General features: G+C 67.0%; 15 protein-coding genes. 6 read left to right on the top strand and 9 right to left on the bottom strand.

Features of this window, described 5'->3' with window-relative positions; all coding sequences use genetic code 11:
* Positions 1-12 precede the first annotated feature (12 nt).
* Entirely contained in the window at positions 13-849 is an 837-nt protein-coding gene (locus ACI798_RS03935) for a DUF4191 domain-containing protein (protein ID WP_456941945.1), read from the top strand.
* 48 nt (positions 850-897) lie between these two features.
* On the opposite strand, the gene ACI798_RS03930 is transcribed toward ACI798_RS03935, so the two are convergent.
* Together ACI798_RS03930 and ACI798_RS03925 are read right to left on the bottom strand one after the other, a co-directional pair.
* Positions 898-1,395 (bottom strand): GNAT family N-acetyltransferase, encoded by a 498-nt coding sequence (locus ACI798_RS03930; protein WP_457047290.1) that lies wholly within the window; start codon positions 1,393-1,395, stop codon positions 898-900.
* Positions 1,392-1,814 (bottom strand): RDD family protein, encoded by a 423-nt coding sequence (locus tag ACI798_RS03925; protein WP_456941947.1) that lies wholly within the window; start codon positions 1,812-1,814, stop codon positions 1,392-1,394. Before ACI798_RS03925 ends, ACI798_RS03930 begins: the two co-directional genes overlap by 4 nt.
* Positions 1,815-1,982: 168 nt before the next feature.
* Here ACI798_RS03925 and glnA point away from each other — a divergent pair, with 168 nt between their 5' ends.
* On the top strand, positions 1,983-3,419 hold the full coding sequence (gene glnA / locus ACI798_RS03920; protein ID WP_456941948.1) for a type I glutamate--ammonia ligase: 1,437 nt from the start codon (positions 1,983-1,985) through the stop codon (positions 3,417-3,419).
* 58 nt (positions 3,420-3,477) lie between these two features.
* Here glnA and ACI798_RS03915 read toward each other — a convergent pair whose 3' ends face one another.
* A complete protein-coding gene (locus tag ACI798_RS03915) occupies positions 3,478-4,605 on the bottom strand; it encodes a tyrosine-type recombinase/integrase (protein ID WP_457047289.1) in 1,128 nt (375 codons plus the stop codon).
* Positions 4,606-4,608: 3 nt separating this feature from the next.
* Positions 4,609-5,055: a helix-turn-helix domain-containing protein gene (locus tag ACI798_RS03910; RefSeq protein WP_457047288.1), complete on the bottom strand. Its 447-nt coding sequence runs from the start codon at positions 5,053-5,055 to the stop codon at positions 4,609-4,611.
* Positions 5,056-5,137: 82 nt separating this feature from the next.
* Here ACI798_RS03910 and ACI798_RS03905 point away from each other — a divergent pair, with 82 nt between their 5' ends.
* Together ACI798_RS03905 and ACI798_RS03900 are read left to right on the top strand one after the other, a co-directional pair.
* Positions 5,138-5,368 (top strand): helix-turn-helix transcriptional regulator, encoded by a 231-nt coding sequence (locus ACI798_RS03905; RefSeq protein WP_457047287.1) that lies wholly within the window; start codon positions 5,138-5,140, stop codon positions 5,366-5,368.
* Between the two features lie 41 nt (positions 5,369-5,409).
* Positions 5,410-5,958 (top strand): hypothetical protein, encoded by a 549-nt coding sequence (locus ACI798_RS03900; protein WP_457047286.1) that lies wholly within the window; start codon positions 5,410-5,412, stop codon positions 5,956-5,958.
* 10 nt (positions 5,959-5,968) lie between these two features.
* On the opposite strand, the gene ACI798_RS03895 is transcribed toward ACI798_RS03900, so the two are convergent.
* The gene (locus tag ACI798_RS03895) at positions 5,969-6,436 is read right to left on the bottom strand and encodes a hypothetical protein (protein ID WP_457047285.1); all 468 of its coding nucleotides are present in this window, start codon (positions 6,434-6,436) and stop codon (positions 5,969-5,971) included.
* 996 nt (positions 6,437-7,432) lie between these two features.
* On the opposite strand from ACI798_RS03895, the gene ACI798_RS03890 reads away from it, so the two are divergent.
* The gene (locus ACI798_RS03890; RefSeq protein WP_457047284.1) at positions 7,433-7,675 is read left to right on the top strand and encodes a hypothetical protein; all 243 of its coding nucleotides are present in this window, start codon (positions 7,433-7,435) and stop codon (positions 7,673-7,675) included.
* Positions 7,676-7,714: 39 nt separating this feature from the next.
* Here the strand turns inward: ACI798_RS03890 and ACI798_RS03885 are convergent, their stop codons facing one another.
* The 4 genes from ACI798_RS03885 to ACI798_RS03870 form a co-directional block, all read right to left on the bottom strand.
* The gene (locus ACI798_RS03885) at positions 7,715-11,368 is read right to left on the bottom strand and encodes an HsdM family class I SAM-dependent methyltransferase (protein ID WP_457047283.1); all 3,654 of its coding nucleotides are present in this window, start codon (positions 11,366-11,368) and stop codon (positions 7,715-7,717) included.
* Between the two features lie 653 nt (positions 11,369-12,021).
* Positions 12,022-12,510 (bottom strand): hypothetical protein, encoded by a 489-nt coding sequence (locus tag ACI798_RS03880; protein WP_457047282.1) that lies wholly within the window; start codon positions 12,508-12,510, stop codon positions 12,022-12,024.
* A complete protein-coding gene (locus ACI798_RS03875) occupies positions 12,511-13,629 on the bottom strand; it encodes a DUF262 domain-containing protein (RefSeq protein WP_457047281.1) in 1,119 nt (372 codons plus the stop codon).
* Between the two features lie 1,125 nt (positions 13,630-14,754).
* The gene (locus ACI798_RS03870) at positions 14,755-15,201 is read right to left on the bottom strand and encodes a hypothetical protein (RefSeq protein ID WP_457047280.1); all 447 of its coding nucleotides are present in this window, start codon (positions 15,199-15,201) and stop codon (positions 14,755-14,757) included.
* A gap of 241 nt (positions 15,202-15,442) precedes the next feature.
* Here ACI798_RS03870 and ACI798_RS03865 point away from each other — a divergent pair, with 241 nt between their 5' ends.
* A complete protein-coding gene (locus ACI798_RS03865) occupies positions 15,443-16,138 on the top strand; it encodes a hemerythrin domain-containing protein (RefSeq protein ID WP_456941950.1) in 696 nt (231 codons plus the stop codon).

Here is a 16,138-nt window from a genome sequence, read left to right as displayed (position 1 = left end):
TATCCTGGGGACATGGCACGCAGCAAGCCCACAGACTCCCCCGCTCCCGCCGGCAACGCCGGCCGGGGCCCCGCCGCGGGGCGCGGCCGGTCGACGGGCGGTGCCACCGCGGCGGGGAAGGCCGGCAAGCCCGTGAAGACCGGCAAGGACGGCGAGCCGAAGGTGGGCCGGCTGAAGAAGGTCGGCAACCAGGTCCGCATGATCAAGCAGGCCTACTCGCTGACGCGGAAGAACGACCCCAGGCTGCCGTGGTACATGCTCATCGCCTTCGTGGCGGTGGCCGGCGTCATCGAGCTGCTGGCCATCCTGTTCGGGGCGCCGTTCCTCTTCCTGCCGATCGCGGTCCTCTTCGGCGTGCTGGCCGCGATGATCGTCTTCGGCCGCCGCGCGCAGGGCTCGGCCTACCGCCAGGTCGAGGGCCAGCCCGGTGCCGCCGCGTGGGTGCTCGAGGGCATGCGCGGTGACTGGCGGGTCTCCGCCGGCGTCGCCGGCACCGCCCAGCTCGACGCGGTGCACCGGGTGCTCGGCCGCCCGGGCGTCATCCTGGTCGGCGAGGGCTCGCCGGTCCGCGTCCGCGGCCTGCTGGCGCAGGAGAAGAAGCGCATCGCCCGCGTCATCGGCGACACCCCGATCTACGACGTCACCGTGGGCGAGGAGGAGGGGCAGGTCCCCCTCCGCAAGCTCAGCGCCCACGTGATGAAGCTGCCCCGCAACCTGTCCGCCGGTGAGGTCAACACCCTCGGCCGGCGGCTGGCCGCGCTCGGCGGCGCGCGCCCGCCCGTCCCCGGCGGCCCGCTGCCCGGCGGCCGGCAGATGACGGTCAGCCAGCGGCAGGTCCGCCGCCGCTAGGACTCCCCGACGAGAGCCCCGCACCGCCCGGTGCGGGGCTCTCGTCGTTCACAGCCGGTCGAAGGGCTCCGCGTAGCGGAAGGTGCCGCGCTGCTCCGGGCCGGCGAGGCGGCGGGCCTGGAAGTGCTCGGCCCAGGTGGGGTCCGGCGGGTCGACGCCCAGGTCCGAGGCGCGCACGAAGCCGGCCCGCGCGTAGAAGGCCGGGTCGCCGAGCAGCGCCACGAGGCGCTCCCCCGCGGCCTCGGCGACGGCGACCAGCGCGTGCACGAGCACCGTCCCGACGCCCCTCCCCTGCCGGTCCGGCCGCACGCCGAGCGGGCCCAGCCCGAGCGCCGGGGCGTCGAGGGGGTCGATCCACCCGCGGGTGGCGATCACGTGCCCGACGACGTCGTCCCCGTCGACGGCGACCAGCGACAGGTGCGGCAGGAAGCCGGCGTCCGCGCGCAGCTCCCCCACCAACCGGGCCTCGACGTCCGTGGGGAACGCCGCCCGGTGCACCGCGTCGACGGCGGCGGCGTCGGCCGGCCGCTCGCGCCGCACGATCACCTGTCGAGGACGACGGCGGTGTCGGTGATCCGGTCGTGCAGGCCGCGGCCGTCGGCGTCGACCACCAGCGCCGGCACCAGCAGCATGAGCAGCCCGGTGCGGACGACGGCCCGCCAGAGCGCCAGCCGGGACGCGGGGTGCGGGTGCGCCAGCCGCAGGCCCAGCAGCCGCATCCCCGGCGTCTGCCCGACCGCCACGAGGAACACGACGTAGACCACCGCGAACGACAGCAGGCTCCAGTTGCCCGGCAGGTCCGGCGCGGTGAACAGGGCCGCGACGACGGCGGAGAGGAACGCGTCGACCAGGAACGCCAGCACCCGGGTGCCGAAGGGCGCCAGCGACCCGGGCCCGCTCCCCGGCAGGCCCAGCGACGCGCCCCGCCGGCGCTCCTGAGAGGGTGGCTGCGCGTCCCCGACCATGTCCACCAGCGTAGGACCCGCCCGCAGCACGCCCGGCCGACCGCGTGCGACGGCGACCGGTGCGACACGCCGGAGCCGTTGTTACCGCCCCGAAACAGACGGGACACCCCGGGGCAACTCCCCGGCCATAGCTTGCGAGTCGGCTGTCCGCCCCATACCGGAGGATCGATGTTCACCAGTCCCGACGAGGTCGCCGCCTACATCCGCGACAACGACGTCGAGTACGTCGACGTGCGCTTCTGCGACCTGCCCGGCGTCATGCAGCACTTCACCATCCCGGCGTCGGCGTTCGGTGAGGACACCTTCTCCGACGGCCTCGGCTTCGACGGGTCGTCGATCCGGGGGTTCCAGGCGATCAACGAGTCGGACATGCTGCTGCTGCCCGACGCCAACAGCGCCTTCCTCGACCCGTTCCGCAAGAGCAAGACGCTGAACGTCAACTTCTTCATCCACGACCCGATCACGCGCGAGGCCTACAGCCGCGACCCGCGCAACGTGGCGAAGAAGGCCGAGGCGTACCTCGCCAGCAGCGGGATCGCCGACACCGCCTACTTCGGCCCGGAGGCGGAGTTCTACGTCTTCGACTCGATCCGCCACAACACGGGGATCAACGAGGGCTACTACCACATCGACTCGGTCGAGGGCTCCTGGAACTCCGGCTCCGCGACCGGCGCGAACGGCGTCGGCCCGAACCTCGGCTACAAGACCCGCCCCAAGGGCGGCTACTTCCCGGTCGAGCCCTACGACCACTACAGCGACCTGCGCGCCGACATGATGACCAACCTGACCAACGTCGGGCTGGAGCTCGAGCGCGGTCACCACGAGGTCGGCACCGCCGGCCAGGCGGAGATCAACTACAAGTTCGACACCCTGCTGCGGGCCGCCGACAGCCTGATGCTGTTCAAGTACGTCATCAAGAACACGGCCTGGCAGGCGGGCAAGACCGTCACCTTCATGCCCAAGCCGCTGTTCGGTGACAACGGCTCGGGCATGCACTGCCACCAGAGCCTCTGGAAGGACGGCGAGCCGCTCTTCCACGCCGAGACCGGCTACGCGGGCCTGTCCGACACCGCCCGCCACTACATCGGCGGCCTGCTGGCCCACGCCCCGTCGCTGCTGGCCTTCACCAACCCGACGGTGAACAGCTACCACCGCCTGGTGCCCGGCTACGAGGCCCCGATCAACCTCGTCTACTCGGCCCGCAACCGGTCGGCCTGCTGCCGCATCCCGATCTCGGGCGACAACCCGAAGGCCAAGCGCATCGAGTTCCGCGTGCCCGACCCGTCGGCCAACCCCTACCTCGCCTTCTCGGCGATGCTCATGGCCGGCCTCGACGGCATCAAGAACAAGATCGAGCCGCCGGCGCCGGTGGACAAGGACCTCTACGAGCTGCCGCCCGAGGAGGCCCTGGGCATCGAGAAGGTCCCGGCGTCGCTGGACGCCGTCCTGGACCGGCTCGAGGTCGACCACGAGTACCTGATCGACGGCGGCGTCTTCACGCCCGACCTGATCGAGACGTGGATCGAGTACAAGCGGGAGAACGAGATCGACCCGATCCGCCTCCGCCCGCACCCGCACGAGTTCGCGATGTACTACGACATCTGATCGACCACTTCGGCCCCACCTGCAGAAATCTCGCAGGTGGGGCCGAATCGTTCCGAGATCAGTCCGACACTTGTCTGACTGGGCGCGGACCGCCCCCGGCACCCCGCTCGCGCGCCGCTCCCGCGCGCTCCCCCAGCACCGCTGCGATGGACGCCGTCGCCAACTCGTCACCGTCCGGCCACAGGTGCGCGTAGGTGTCGAGCGTCGTCTTGGCACTGGCGTGCCGGAGTCGGTGCTGCACCACTTTTACGTCCGCACCGCAGCCGATCAGCAGTGACGCGAGGTAGTGCCGGAGGTCATGGAAGCGGAGCCCATCCGGCAGCCCCGGCACCCGCTTGCGGGCCGACCGGATCGCCCGCTCGATTGCCCAGCTGGAGGACCGGCCGCCGATCCCGTCGGTGACCATCCATTCCGTCCCGAACTTCGCCACGTAGGGCGACAGCAGCGTCGCCAGCTCCCGCGAGCATGGAAGCGCGGTGCGGGACGTCTTGCTCTTGAGCGGTTGCGGATCGCCATTGCCCTGCTGGACCGGGGTCACGATGCCGCGAAGGAAGTCGACGTGCTCGACCTTCAGCGCAACCACCTCGGCGACTCGCAGACCGGCGAACGCACCCAGCAGGATCGCCGGGCGCAGGTGCTCGGGCACCGCGTCGTGAAGCTGCCAGAGCTGGTCGGTCGTGAGGAGGTAGGGCCGCTGTTCCGCGGTTCGGGGTGAGGTCCGCCGGGAGCACGGAGACCGTGGGATCACACCGTCTAGCACCGCGTCGCCCATGATCTGCGCCAGCCGACGGTGCAGCGCGTAGACGTAGCTGTCGGCATAGCCCTCAGCCCTGAGCTTCACCGTCCACGCCTTGACCTGGGACGGGCGAACGTCGGCGAGCTTGAGGCTCCCGAACTCGCGAACGATCTGGGCCACATGCACCCGCGCCTGCCGCACGGTGCTCGGACGACCGCCGTACCCGGCCTGCCAGGTCTCGCACCAGGCCGCGACAGTCTTCCGCGCGGTCTCCCGGTCGACGTACTCGTTGCGAGTGATCGATGCCGTCTGCTCGTCCAGCCACGCCTGCGCCGCCTGCTTGTTCGGGAAGCACTTGGACCGCTCCCGCTTCGACACCGGGTCGATGAACCGGGGGACGTAGAACGCCTTACCCTTGGCGTTTCTCCGCTTGCTGATCGTGCCCCGCATGGGTCAGCCCTCCTCGTCGCCCCCGCGCTCGTCGAGTACCCGGCGCACAACTCGCTCGATCTCTGCCTGCAGTTCAGACCGGTCGATCGGCCGCTCTGGGATGGGCGCATGTGGTGCGTGCGGATCGGCGAGGGTGACGCGGACTGGGCCGTTCACCCCGACATCGATGGCCTGCCCCGTCCCCTCGGCGTCCCACAGGACGGCCTCGACCTCCTCCCGCGTCACCGGGATCAGGAACGGCAACTCCACGTCGAATACCTGAGCCAGCGCCGCCGCCTCGTTGACCCTGACCGGCCGCTGCGCCAACTCGACTCGCGCCACGGTGGCCTGCCGCCAGGGCGTGCCGTGCTCAGTCATGACCTCGGCGAGCCGTTCCTGGGACCAGCCGCGCGCGGTGCGCAACAGGCGCACGCGCCGGCCCATTCGTTGCTCAGCCGTCTCATCCTGCATGCGAGTAGCTTATGCGTAGGAAGAGTAGAGTCAACAGTGCAGCACCTCACACTGTCGTCATCGCACAGAGGTAGGACTCGGAGTGACCACCAAGCTCCTCAGTCAGCAGGACGTCGCCGACCTGTTCGGTGTCCCCCTCGCGACTGTTCGATATTGGCGAGTGCAACGCACCGGCCCGCGCGCCGCCGTGATCGGCAAGCACGTGCGCTATCGCGAGTGCGACGTGGAGGCCTGGCTCGCCCAGCAGTTCGAGCGCGCGACCGCTGGCCCGGATCCGACCCGGACCCGTCGCCGCAAGGTCGCATCGTCATGACCAGGGACCGGATCCCCCGGAGGGACTGCGCGCGAGTCCTCATGACCGGTCTCCCCATCACCACCGACCCTGATGAGCTGACCGAGGCGGTCATCCTCGGCGACGCTGTGATCGGCTCCCTGGAGGAGTTGCAGACCGCCATGCTGCGGTGCGGCCGGAACGCGGAGCCGGCCATCGTCGCCAATCTGTTCGCCGACGACTGCCTCGAGCCGGCGTGGCTCCCCAGGCTGGTACCCGGCGCCTGGTGCTCGGCCGAGTGGCCGCTGCAAGCCCTGGACCGGGACACCTGGCGGGACTTGTTCCGCGCAGCCGGCTACACGGACGACGGGCACCGGCGAGCCCGCCCCCGAGACGTCGCACGGCTCTACCGCGGCGCCGACGAAGACCACCGGTACGGCTGGTCATGGACCTCGGACCTTGCCCGCGCCCGCTGGTTCGCCGAGCGACCGATCCACGACACGCCTGGGCTCGTGTGGGTCGCCATCGTGGAACCAGCCCAAATGCTCGCCAAGATCCAGGACCGGCGCGAGGCCGAGGTTGTCGTGGACACCGAGGGGCTGAGCATCCAACCGCTGGAGGAGCCACCGTGACCGACCCGCATCATGCGCTAAGCGCGTCGCCCGCCCCGCCCTCGCTCCTTCTGTCACGAAGCACCTCCGTCCTCGCGAAGGCCGCACCGCGCCCCGCCGACGCTTTAGGGACGCCGCGGTGAGCTGGGTCAAGCTGTCGGATGACTTTCCTGAGCGCGCAGCTCATGCAGAACTGTCCGACGCCGCCGTGCGTACTCATATCGACGCCCTCTGCTGGGCGATGCGCCGAGAGTCCGGTCCCCACCTCACCCACCGAGATCTCCGCCGCGCCCTCGACTCGCCAGATGCCGAGCGGGCCATCGCCGAGCTGGTGGCAGCCGGCTGGTGGGTCCCCATGGCCACCGGGGTCCGACTCGTCGAGTGCATGACCGATCAGCCTGAACCCGAGGTGCTCGCCAAACGCCGACAAGCTAACGCCGACCGGCAACGCCGGAAGCGACTCCTCGACGCCGAAATTGACCCGGATACCGGAGAGCATCTGACACCAGGTCAAGTGAAAGCCCGGCGGAAGCAGGACGGAAGCGCGCTCTCGCGCGGATCGTCTCGCGCTCGCGTCGCTGCCCCGACTCGTCCCGACCCGTCCCGGCCCGCCCCGAGTAACGCCCCTACTCACACCGTGAGTCACGCCGTGACAGACGCCGTGACAGACGCCGTGACAGATCATGCCGAGGACTGGCCGGCGGTCCGGCCGATTCCAACCGGCTGGGACGACTTGGCGGACACCGACCCCGACGACCCTTGGCAGGAGGCCGCCCGATGATCATCAACCGCGAGGCTGGCAGCTACCGTCCTAACAGGACACGCTCGACGTCGCCGCCGAGCCGACCACAGTCGGGATCGACCTCGGACAACTCAAGCGGGACGGCTTCGCGCTCGCTGACCACGGCGGGCGATCGGCGCGACGCCCGCCGACACGAGACGCCGATCGTCGTCGACCATCGCGCACACGAGCCCGTTCGGCGTCGGCAACAGTGTGCACCTTTCTCGACCTCCGTCTGGCGCTCATGTCGTCGTCATTGAGTCGGCCGAGTTCTATGCGGCTCCCTGTGAGGCCACCGTCGCCCAGCCGACTCCCCAGGTTTGCATGGTGTAGGCGATGCAATCAGGAGGCGATCGTTGAACAGGTGATCGGTCGCAGGCACTTCTACTGCTCCCCGTCGCAATCTCACAGCGCAGGACGCACCCAGTGCCCACGTCGGCACCATTCCAACGCCGCACGGGGGCGGCCTAAAAAGTTCATGCGGCTCGCCGCTCCGCTCCGCCGGGTACTGGTCGTCCCCCTCCCAACGGCACAAGCACCGACTGACGAGCCGAACACGCTCCGTAACCCTCACGATGGAGACGAAGGATGACCAGAACCGCTGTCCCAACGGGAACCGGGCCATGTGGCCGTCGTCTATGGCGCGCGGTCAGTGAGCGGCAGCCTGAATTGGATCCTGTGCAGCAAGCCCTGCTGACTCAGGCCGTCCGAGTCGTGGATGCCATCGAGTGGCTACACGCAATCGCCGACGACCCGGAGGAATCGAACGCTGAGCGCCGACGCGCGCTGGCCGAGCTTGCCCGGCAGCGAACCCTACTCATGAGGCTGTTGGAGGCCATTCGGCCGATCGTCGGCAGACAAAGAATGCCGGACCCGAACAGTCGACTGGCGCAGCTCCGGCGGATCCACGGACTCGCGTCGATGCGTCGCGAGATCGAGGACGAGTCCGTCCTATGACTGCAACCTCACGGAAAGCCCGTCAATGGGTCCTGCGGTTTACGTCCCGAGCGCAGACTCAACAGCGACATCAATGGCCTTGCGATTCTCCTGGTATGCCTCAACAACCATCTTGACTGCCTTGAGGTCATCTTCATACGTCGCTAGCAGACCAGTGACCGACAAAGGGACAGGAGTCGCAAGGAGGTCATCCACGCTTCCCCGCCGCAGTTGGACGCCTCGGGCGATCGCCTCCAACACCTCGAATGCGCGGTCACTTACATCCGGATCGAGGTCTCCTTGAAGAGACAGGTGAACAACGCCTCGGGTGAAACGGACAGCGAGATGGCGACCGAACAGATCATCTTCTCGCTCAACCTCCTCCACCACGCCCATCGCCCGTCCTACCTGTTCTGCAGCAACCCACAAAACCGAGGCGATGTTGCCCCACCGTCGACCGGACGTGGGTATCCAACCCGCCGCCACGGGGCCCATCAACGACAGGTCCACGCTCAAAACATTTACGAGGTTGGGCCAGACCTTCGCTTGGTTTCGGACCATGTCCTGGACAAGATCGGCTAGGACGCGAGTCCGCGCCTCGATATCCACGACGACAGGCGCCGCGAAGCGAGGCAGCCCAAGCGCCTCGATATCTCCTTGACCAACACTCCCAGGTGCAAGAGCCTCAGCCAGTTCCTGGATCGGGCTCGAGTTGATCAAACCCACGAGGTAAGCGGCTGTAGCGCCCGACTCGCCCGTCACAGCGTGGAGTCCGGACAGCGGAAGGCTGCCGGCTGGGGCCAGAGCAGTCAGCAGTTTCCGGTCCCCCCAGCGCGTAGTAACAGCTAGGTCAGCCCATCCAGCCGTTGCAGGGTGGCCTTCCACGAGGTGAGTGCGGGGGCTGTGGGCCGACCACCAGGGTCTTCCCATACGTCCCTTGAAGTAGCCCTTGACCGTCTTCTCAAGCAGTGGCTTGAAGCGCTCTAGGTGTGCCTCTAGCACCGGCATGTTCGCGGGGAACTCCCCGGTCGGACCGCCGTGAGACCCAGGTAGCCAAATGAGAGTAGGCGCGTCGTCGGGGAGAACGGCCGCATAGGGAAAGACGTCAGAGGTGTTGATCACCCGCTTGAGGTGGGCCAGTTCCTCGGGAGTGAAGCCTCCGCTGTCCTTGGACAGGGCCTGCCGCTCTTCCTCGCTGAGAACGAAAATCCCGGCACGGCTGTCGGGACCGCCGATCTCTGCCAGCACGGCAGCCGAAACATCGCTGGCGTGCTTCTGCCTGAAGGCCTGCGGGGGAGCAATCACGCCCTCGCTCATGACCATCTCAGCCTTGGGTGCCAACTTCTGAATTGCCCTGCGACGACTCAACTGCTGCGAAGTCATGATGACCTCAGCCCAAGATGCGCCGCCAAGGCTGGTGGGGTCGATCCGCGCACGGAACGACTGGACGAACGCCGTGGATGGTCGGTTGGCGTGTGTCCGAATAGCGTCAAGGACAGCTGTGCGATCGTCCCGTCGCGCTTCCCCAATGTAGATGGAGACCCACGGGTTTCCTCGCGGTGAGGGAGTGGAAGTCGGGTCCTCCGGGTCTGTGACTCGCTCCCCAATGACGATCAAATTGTGTTGACCGGGCGCGTCGGGGAAAAGGGTCATCCGCCGAAACAGGATCAGTCGATCGATACGCGTGTGCTCCGCGAGGAACTTGCGAAGCGGGGCGGCCCCTTCGGCCTTGAGCCAGTATTCCGTGGTAATGAACCCGAAGCGGCCACCCTTACGGAGCTTGGAGACACCGAGGATGAGGAAGTTGTACAGGTAGTCGACGTGAGCAGCGGAGAACTGCTGCCAGTATGGGTGCTGCTGGCGCAATGCTTCTAGCGTCTTAGCTATCGACTTTTCGCCGACGTAGGGCGGGTTGCCAACAGCGACGTCCAGCCACTCCCCACTGCTTTGGGGATCCCGAACTCGTTCAATCGAATCTTGGCGTTCGGACGCCGTGGCCCGGTCTTCAAGGCCACCTTCATCCACGGCGGTATCCGTTGTCTGCGCGACGGTGCCGGGCGCCTCGGGATTGTGCAAGGTGAGAGTGTCGGTGCAGTGGATTCGCAAGCCAGGCAGGCGGAGAGTGCTGTCTCCCTGCAGGAGGGGGGAGAACTGCAGCACCAGGTTCACCTCCGCCAGGTATGCACTGAACTGCTGGATCTCGCAGCCCACGAACCCGTCGGTGACTTCACTCAGCCACTCGCGAGTGTCCTCTAGCGCGCCGGCCGCCTTAGCCTCTTGGAAGTGGCGACGGCGCCGCGCTGCACCTTCGACCAGGAATCCCCCACTGCCAGTGGCGATGTCGAGTACCCGCAGAGGTCTTCCTTCGGCTTCTGCAGCTTCGGTCAGGGATCCGTCATCAACGAGGTCCCAGATCAGCTTGATGATGTCGCGTGGGGTGTAGTACTGACCCAGTTGCTTGCGGTCAACGCGCGCCAACTGACGCTGATAGACATCGCCAAGTACGTCGTCACCGAGATCGCCAAGGTACGTGTTCGCCAATTCATAGATGGCGTTGACGTAGACGTCTTCACCAGGGGTGTACCAGGAGAACGCGTTGTGCCTGCCGAACAGTTCAGGGTATTTGCCCTTCGCCCGCTGGTAGGCAACCTCGACCACTTCGGTGACGTTCGACAGGGCAGCCAGCATCTTGTCAAAGCCACCGTCGTGGAGGGCCGGCTCAATGAGGCCGCTGTCCTCCCAGGCTCTCACGAGGAGAAGTCGCGTCGCCGTATAGAAGGCGGTGTGCGCAACAAACTGCTGGACGGCTAGGCCTGGTTCCGACCTGGGTCCGGCGTTGAGGTAGTCCTCGAGCGAACGCGCAGAGGCGGCCTTGTCTGGGCTACCAAGACGCTTATCCAGTTCGCGCAGTTCTTTTTCGAGCAGCGGCCGGTCACTGAGCGGCACGATGTTCTGGTCAAGGAGCGCCCCCGCGTCGACCTGCTTTGCCACGTCAGCATGGATCGATTGGACAACAGAGTCCAGGCGAGTCAGAACCCAGTCGGGAGACGTAATCTCCAGCGACGGGTTCCAAGGAGCCGCTTCGCGAACCCGCTGGATTTTCTCCGGAAGCGAGAGCTCCCGCCTGCGGTGTGCGTTCAGGAAGTCCGCGAGGCGCTGAGCGTCGGGACGGTCTGCCGCCTGCTTGTCCGTCGGGATGAGCGCTAAGGCGCGGAGATCGATCTCTTGAACGCATCGGACAGTCTGCCCGTCGCCATCCAACTCAAAGACGCGCAATCCAGCAAGGTTGGTCAGAACTACCCGCGTAATCCGCGGGCGCCCCTCACGTAGGTAGCGACCCACTTGGGCCTCGTGCCCAACCAGTTGGACGCCACCGTCTGTGCCCTTCACCTCGAAGACGAAAGGATGTGTCACAGCATCTGCCGGAGTGAAGTCCGGGCGCCCTTCGGGCCCAGACACTTCGGCGGCCAAGGTCTGTCCGACCTCGAAGCCGAGGACTGTCTGAGCGAAAGCCGGGAAGACCGTGGGACCGACCGTCGTCCGCTCGTCCGCTCGCCCGTGCGGGTACTTCTTCAGGTACGACGTCCACGAGATCGCGGGGCCGCTGGCGGGGTTGACGCGTATGCCGTTGGCGAACGCCCGCCAGGCTCGCACCGCTTCTAGCGCACTGAGCGCTCCTGCCTGCGCCACTCTGCCATCCCCGTCGTCGTGCATCCTTGCCACAGTCTCTCTATCGGCAGCCAGACACCGACGGCGACTCCCCGATCGGGTGTGATCGACCGCGGGGGAGCTAGAAGATCCGTGGCTGGGGCGCCTCCCTAAGATCAGCGTCAAGCAGTGGCCGGCCGACCCGCTTGGCCCGCCGACGCCCCTGAACGGCGCGGGTGCACGGGAAGCGCTCAGTCGGCAGCAGGCAGAGTGACCTCGGCCAAGCCGACTGCTCTGCCACACCTCGGCACAGCTGAGCGGCGAGCCGGAGACCTCAGACCTGCAGGTGGTCGGAGCGTAGTGTCACCGCCACACTCGGATCTTCAGCTCTCTGGCGGCCTCGAGGGCGGCCTTCTCCACCCGCCTACGAGTGCCCGGACCCTGCGCGATCGGGTATCGGAACTTCTCAAGCGACCGTGTGTAGCGCAGACGCTCAACCGACCCGAGCGGCCGGTCGCACCCGACAGTCCTTGGCGAACCGGCTCTGACCTATTGCCGTCGAAGTGGCTACGGGCAACCCCGAGGTGCGATGTCGTAGCGCGGCGTGGCGACATGCATGAGACGCCGTTGTGGCCTACTGAGGGACATCCCCGCGGTTGCAGCTTAACCGACCGGAGACCAGAGCCTGGTGACGCTCTCGGGTGACAAGGCACCAGAGGTCAGTGACTGCAACTGCACTCGAGAGCCTCGGATAGCGCCGCAAGGATGACGTCACACTTATCGAGGTCTTCGGAGAAGTCGTCCAACGTCATCGAACTTCCTAAGCTGTGCGATTGATCGTGACGTCCGTTCACGATGCGGTCGTAGGCAGCCTGTTCCGGTGTGCCGTTGATTCGGTCCTGGAAATGCTTTTTACAATCCGCGTCGAACATCCCGAGCGTTCCCGCGAGCTCACTACATTTGATGCTGCGCACCACCCTCTTGATCGCCACATCAATGAAGCTATGCACGCGCGACTCTTTGGTCCATTCCTGGCCATAGCGCGCAAGGACCGATCGAATCTCAATCTCGAGGTCAGCGTAGGCGCAGGTCAGGAGGTAATTGACCACCATGGACTCGAGTAGTGGCTTGTCTGCAGAATCAGCCAACGGTTCAAGCGATTGACGAATAAGCGCCAGGAGGTTGCGGGACCTCGCCAAGCCGGACATTCAGCCGAGGATGAATTTCTTGGCGATGCGCACACGGTCTTCAACAACATCGTCGTCTGTGGTACTGCGTGTGATTGTCTCCTGGAAACGCTCATCCTCAAGCAGCTTGGCGTAAGCAGCAGATAGCGCGTCGGGATCTACAACGCCCCCTTCGGGCGCCTCCATGAGGGCGGTCATAACCGCATCAAAGAACGCCGCATTAAGGCCAGCACCGCGACGGAAAGGTCTGGGTCCGAACGCCTGGGCGCTCTTTACGGCGCGCCTGAACTTCTCCTCAAGTCTGGCGAGGGTCTCCATGCCAGGGTCACGGTGCTCACTCATGAAGCCGTTAAGGAAGTCCTTCATCGGCTTCGCGTAGGTTGCGATTGACTCAGAGAGGGCCATCACGCGCAGGATCAATTCGATATCCCGCTTGCGCCGGTCGGGCTGTGGCGATCCGTAGATCGCGCGCCAGTCGTCCCACCTGTTTAGTTCGTGCAAGAGGTCATTGAATGGCCCGTGAGCCACGGCATTGCGGATTTCCTGCGGATACAGAAGAGTTCCGCCGGTGTTGAGCCTCTCGAAAATGTGGTAGATGCTCGTGTCGTCAGACGGATCCAACTGCTGAATGACGAACGCGCGAAGCACTGAGTCATTGAGTCGGTTCCATGCACCGGGGTCATCACGCTCAAGGTCTGCGTACGTCTTGTTCGCGAAGGGACTGTCCTCGTGCAACCCCGTTAGGCGAAAGATTTGTCGACGCCCTCGAGAATTGGGTTCCCCGAAGTAGCCCTCGAAGAAGTATGCGATCGTTCGAAGACGCTGCTGACCGTCGACTACCAGTTGATTGTTGCGGTCAGACCGATCCGTGTAGAGAAATATTGCAGGTACAGGCAGGCCGAGCAAGAAGGACTCGATAAGCCGACTCGCTTGATTCTGCTTCCAAACGAAGTCGCGCTGAAATTCTGGAATGCGCACTTGGCGGCGGCGCCACTTGTCAACCAAGACAGAGAGAGTGTAGTCAGCGGGGAACGTGACGATCTCATAGCTGCGGAGAGCGGCGTCACCATCCTCTTCCTCGCTCGGAACGTCATCGAATGCGACGTCCACTGGGTCCGTACGGTTGCTCGAGGTCGTCACCCGGGTAAGGTACGACACTACGGAATGGCTGGCGGGGTGGGTGTATCCCGGTGGCTACTGGTGTTGCTACGGGGGTGGATGTGAACGTAGAGGCTTCCCCACAAGTGCCGCCGAACCTGGAGAGCAAGCGACTTACAACGCCGGGGCGCCTCACGGACGGAATCAACTGGCCGGAGTGAGCTGAGGGGTCGCGTGTGGTACCACGACCCTCGGCAGGGAGGTGCGGCGCCAGCCCACGTCCCAAAGGCCGCCCTGAGGGCTCGCGACTTCGCCGAGGTCCGCCGCAGTGGCGGGCAGGCGCCGAGTGGAGCTACTAGCCCAGCCGGCGAGGAAGCCTGCGACTGGTTGGGCGGTGTGTCGCTCGAGGGCGTCGCCGCTGATGTCGTAGTTGGCCAAGGTGGTCTCTAGGCGGGCATGGCGCAGCAGGCGCTGGGTGTCTCGCGACGCAATGCCGTGATTGAGCCCGAGGGTGCCGACCGTCCGGTGCAGTGCGTGCAGGCCGCTCGGCCGTTGATTCCGGAGACCCGGGCGGTGCGGGCGACGTAGCGACGTAGCGAGCGTGGATCTATGTCGACGCCGGCACAGGTCCGCTAGAGAGGCCTTGAATTGACTGTCGCAGGACCAAGGGACTTCACCGACGGCGGGCCACCGACCGTGTCCGTTTTGATCTAGGCCGAGCGCAGCGTCGTCGAACGCTGCTTCCACCTAAGCAGCTCCTCGCCTTGATCACCTTCTACGCCGAGCAGGTTGCTGTAGCGCGCTGCCTCGTCTCGCCTCCGCCATCTTCTGGCACCGCGAAGATCCTCCGACAGCCTCGGGATCGTTCCAAGACTCTTCCGACATCGATGCGTGATGAGTGCTCGCTGTCGGGGTTGATTGAGAAGGGTTGATCAAGGAAACCCCTGGTCAGCTCGCATGTTCCATCTCCAGCACTCATTGACCATCACCACGGCCCGAGTTCGCGATGTACTACGACATCTGATCCACCCGGACATCTGATCCACCCGGCACACCCAGGGGCCGGTGACCAGCACCAGCGGTCACCGGCCCCTGTCGTGCCCTGGTGCTGCGCTCAGCCGACGGCTCGGCCGGCCCCGTCCCGGTCGGGCCACCGGCCGCCCCGGGTCACTCCCCGCTGCGCAGCAGACGCCGGGCCCGGACCACCGCGAGCGCCCCGACGCCCGAGGTCACCCCGACCAGCAGGAGCTGCACCCCGAGGAGGTGGCGGGGCAACCCCGGTCTCGCGAGCTGGCCGTCGAAGAAGCCGGACAGGCTGCTGAGCAGGCACACGGCGGCGAGCAGCCCGGCCGCCGCAGCCCCGCGCCGGCCGGGCCAGCGGACCGCTGCCGCGGCGAGCGTGGCCTGCGCGACCATCACCGGAGCGGGCGCGGCGGCGACGGCCCGTCCGCTCCAGGCCTCGGCCGGGGTGTTCCAGCCGGACGCCACGGCGAGGCCGCCGCCGACGCCGTCGAGCAGGAGCACGCCGGCGGTGGCCAGCCCGAGCGTCCGGCCGCTCCTGTCGATGGGGCCCGGCGACTCGACGACCCGCCGGCTCGTGGTGGGGGCGACCATCGGCGGAACCTCCCGCTCGGCCGATCGACGACCGCAGGGTAGGCGGGGTCTCGCACGGTGGGTACCGGTGTGCTCGCCGCACCTGATCCCCCGCGGGGGAACACGTCCGGAACGCCCCGCCGCCACGGGCGTGGGGCAGAGTCCAAAGTCGGTTCCCCGTGCCGCGCGCCGCTGCCAGGGTGGGCACGCGGCAGTCCCCAACGTGCACCACGCCGTCCACGGGGGAGAGACGGGGCCTCTCATGACCGCTGACACCCGGCCGGATCTCCGCCCCAGCTACCTGGAGCACCGTGCGATGCGCACGGACGCCGAGCGGCTGCGCACCCTCGTCGCCTCGGCGCACCCGGCCGACGCGGACCGGCTGTCCGCGCTGGCCTCCTGGTACGCCAGGTACGAGGGCGCCATCCACGACCACCACACCGCCGAGGAGGCGGTCGTCTATCCCGCGCTGCTGGAACGGGACCCGACCTTCGCCGACGCGGACGGCGAGCTCGAGGGAGAACACCGCGTGCTCGCCGACCGCCTGGCGGTCATGGGCGAGAGCCTCCGGGCACTGCCCGCCGCCGCCGGGGGCAGCAGGTGGGAACGGGACCTGGAGGAGGCCGTCCGTGCCGCGCAGGCACTGCAGGAGATCCTCGGGGTACACCTCCCCCACGAGGAGGACGTCGCCTTCTCCCGGTACCGGCGCGAGTTCACGGCCGAGGAGTTCACGGCCCTGGGCAAGGCCGCGTGGAAGGTCGTCGGCGCGCGCGCCGTCGTGTTCGCCGGGCCGTGGGTGCTCGACCACGCGACCCCGGCCGAACGCGCGGAGATGCTGGCCGCTCAACCGCTGCTGCTCCGGGTCCTGTACCGGCTCGCGCTCCGCCCGCGCTACGAGCGCCTGGCGCGGCCCGTGCGCACCCCCGCTCCCCCGGCGTCGTCACGGCCGGAGGCGTGA

It is taken from the genome of Geodermatophilus sp. SYSU D01045 (genome assembly GCF_054050295.1).
Note: the sequence above shows the minus strand (reverse complement) of the source record. Positions and strands in the feature narration are given on the sequence as shown.

Coding starts and splice junctions, on each gene's coding strand:
- ACI798_RS03880 (WP_457047282.1), bottom strand. CDS start 12,510: ATGTCCGGCTTGGCGAGGTCCCGCAACCTCCTGGCGCTTATTCGTCAA.
- ACI798_RS03925 (WP_456941947.1), bottom strand. CDS start 1,814: ATGGTCGGGGACGCGCAGCCACCCTCTCAGGAGCGCCGGCGGGGCGCG.
- ACI798_RS03910 (WP_457047288.1), bottom strand. CDS start 5,055: ATGCAGGATGAGACGGCTGAGCAACGAATGGGCCGGCGCGTGCGCCTG.
- ACI798_RS03885 (WP_457047283.1), bottom strand. CDS start 11,368: ATGCACGACGACGGGGATGGCAGAGTGGCGCAGGCAGGAGCGCTCAGT.
- ACI798_RS03895 (WP_457047285.1), bottom strand. CDS start 6,436: ATGCTCTCCGGTATCCGGGTCAATTTCGGCGTCGAGGAGTCGCTTCCG.
- ACI798_RS03935 (WP_456941945.1), top strand. CDS start 13: ATGGCACGCAGCAAGCCCACAGACTCCCCCGCTCCCGCCGGCAACGCC.
- ACI798_RS03865 (WP_456941950.1), top strand. CDS start 15,443: ATGACCGCTGACACCCGGCCGGATCTCCGCCCCAGCTACCTGGAGCAC.
- glnA (WP_456941948.1), top strand. CDS start 1,983: ATGTTCACCAGTCCCGACGAGGTCGCCGCCTACATCCGCGACAACGAC.
- ACI798_RS03900 (WP_457047286.1), top strand. CDS start 5,410: ATGACCGGTCTCCCCATCACCACCGACCCTGATGAGCTGACCGAGGCG.
- ACI798_RS03915 (WP_457047289.1), bottom strand. CDS start 4,605: ATGCGGGGCACGATCAGCAAGCGGAGAAACGCCAAGGGTAAGGCGTTC.
- ACI798_RS03870 (WP_457047280.1), bottom strand. CDS start 15,201: ATGGTCGCCCCCACCACGAGCCGGCGGGTCGTCGAGTCGCCGGGCCCC.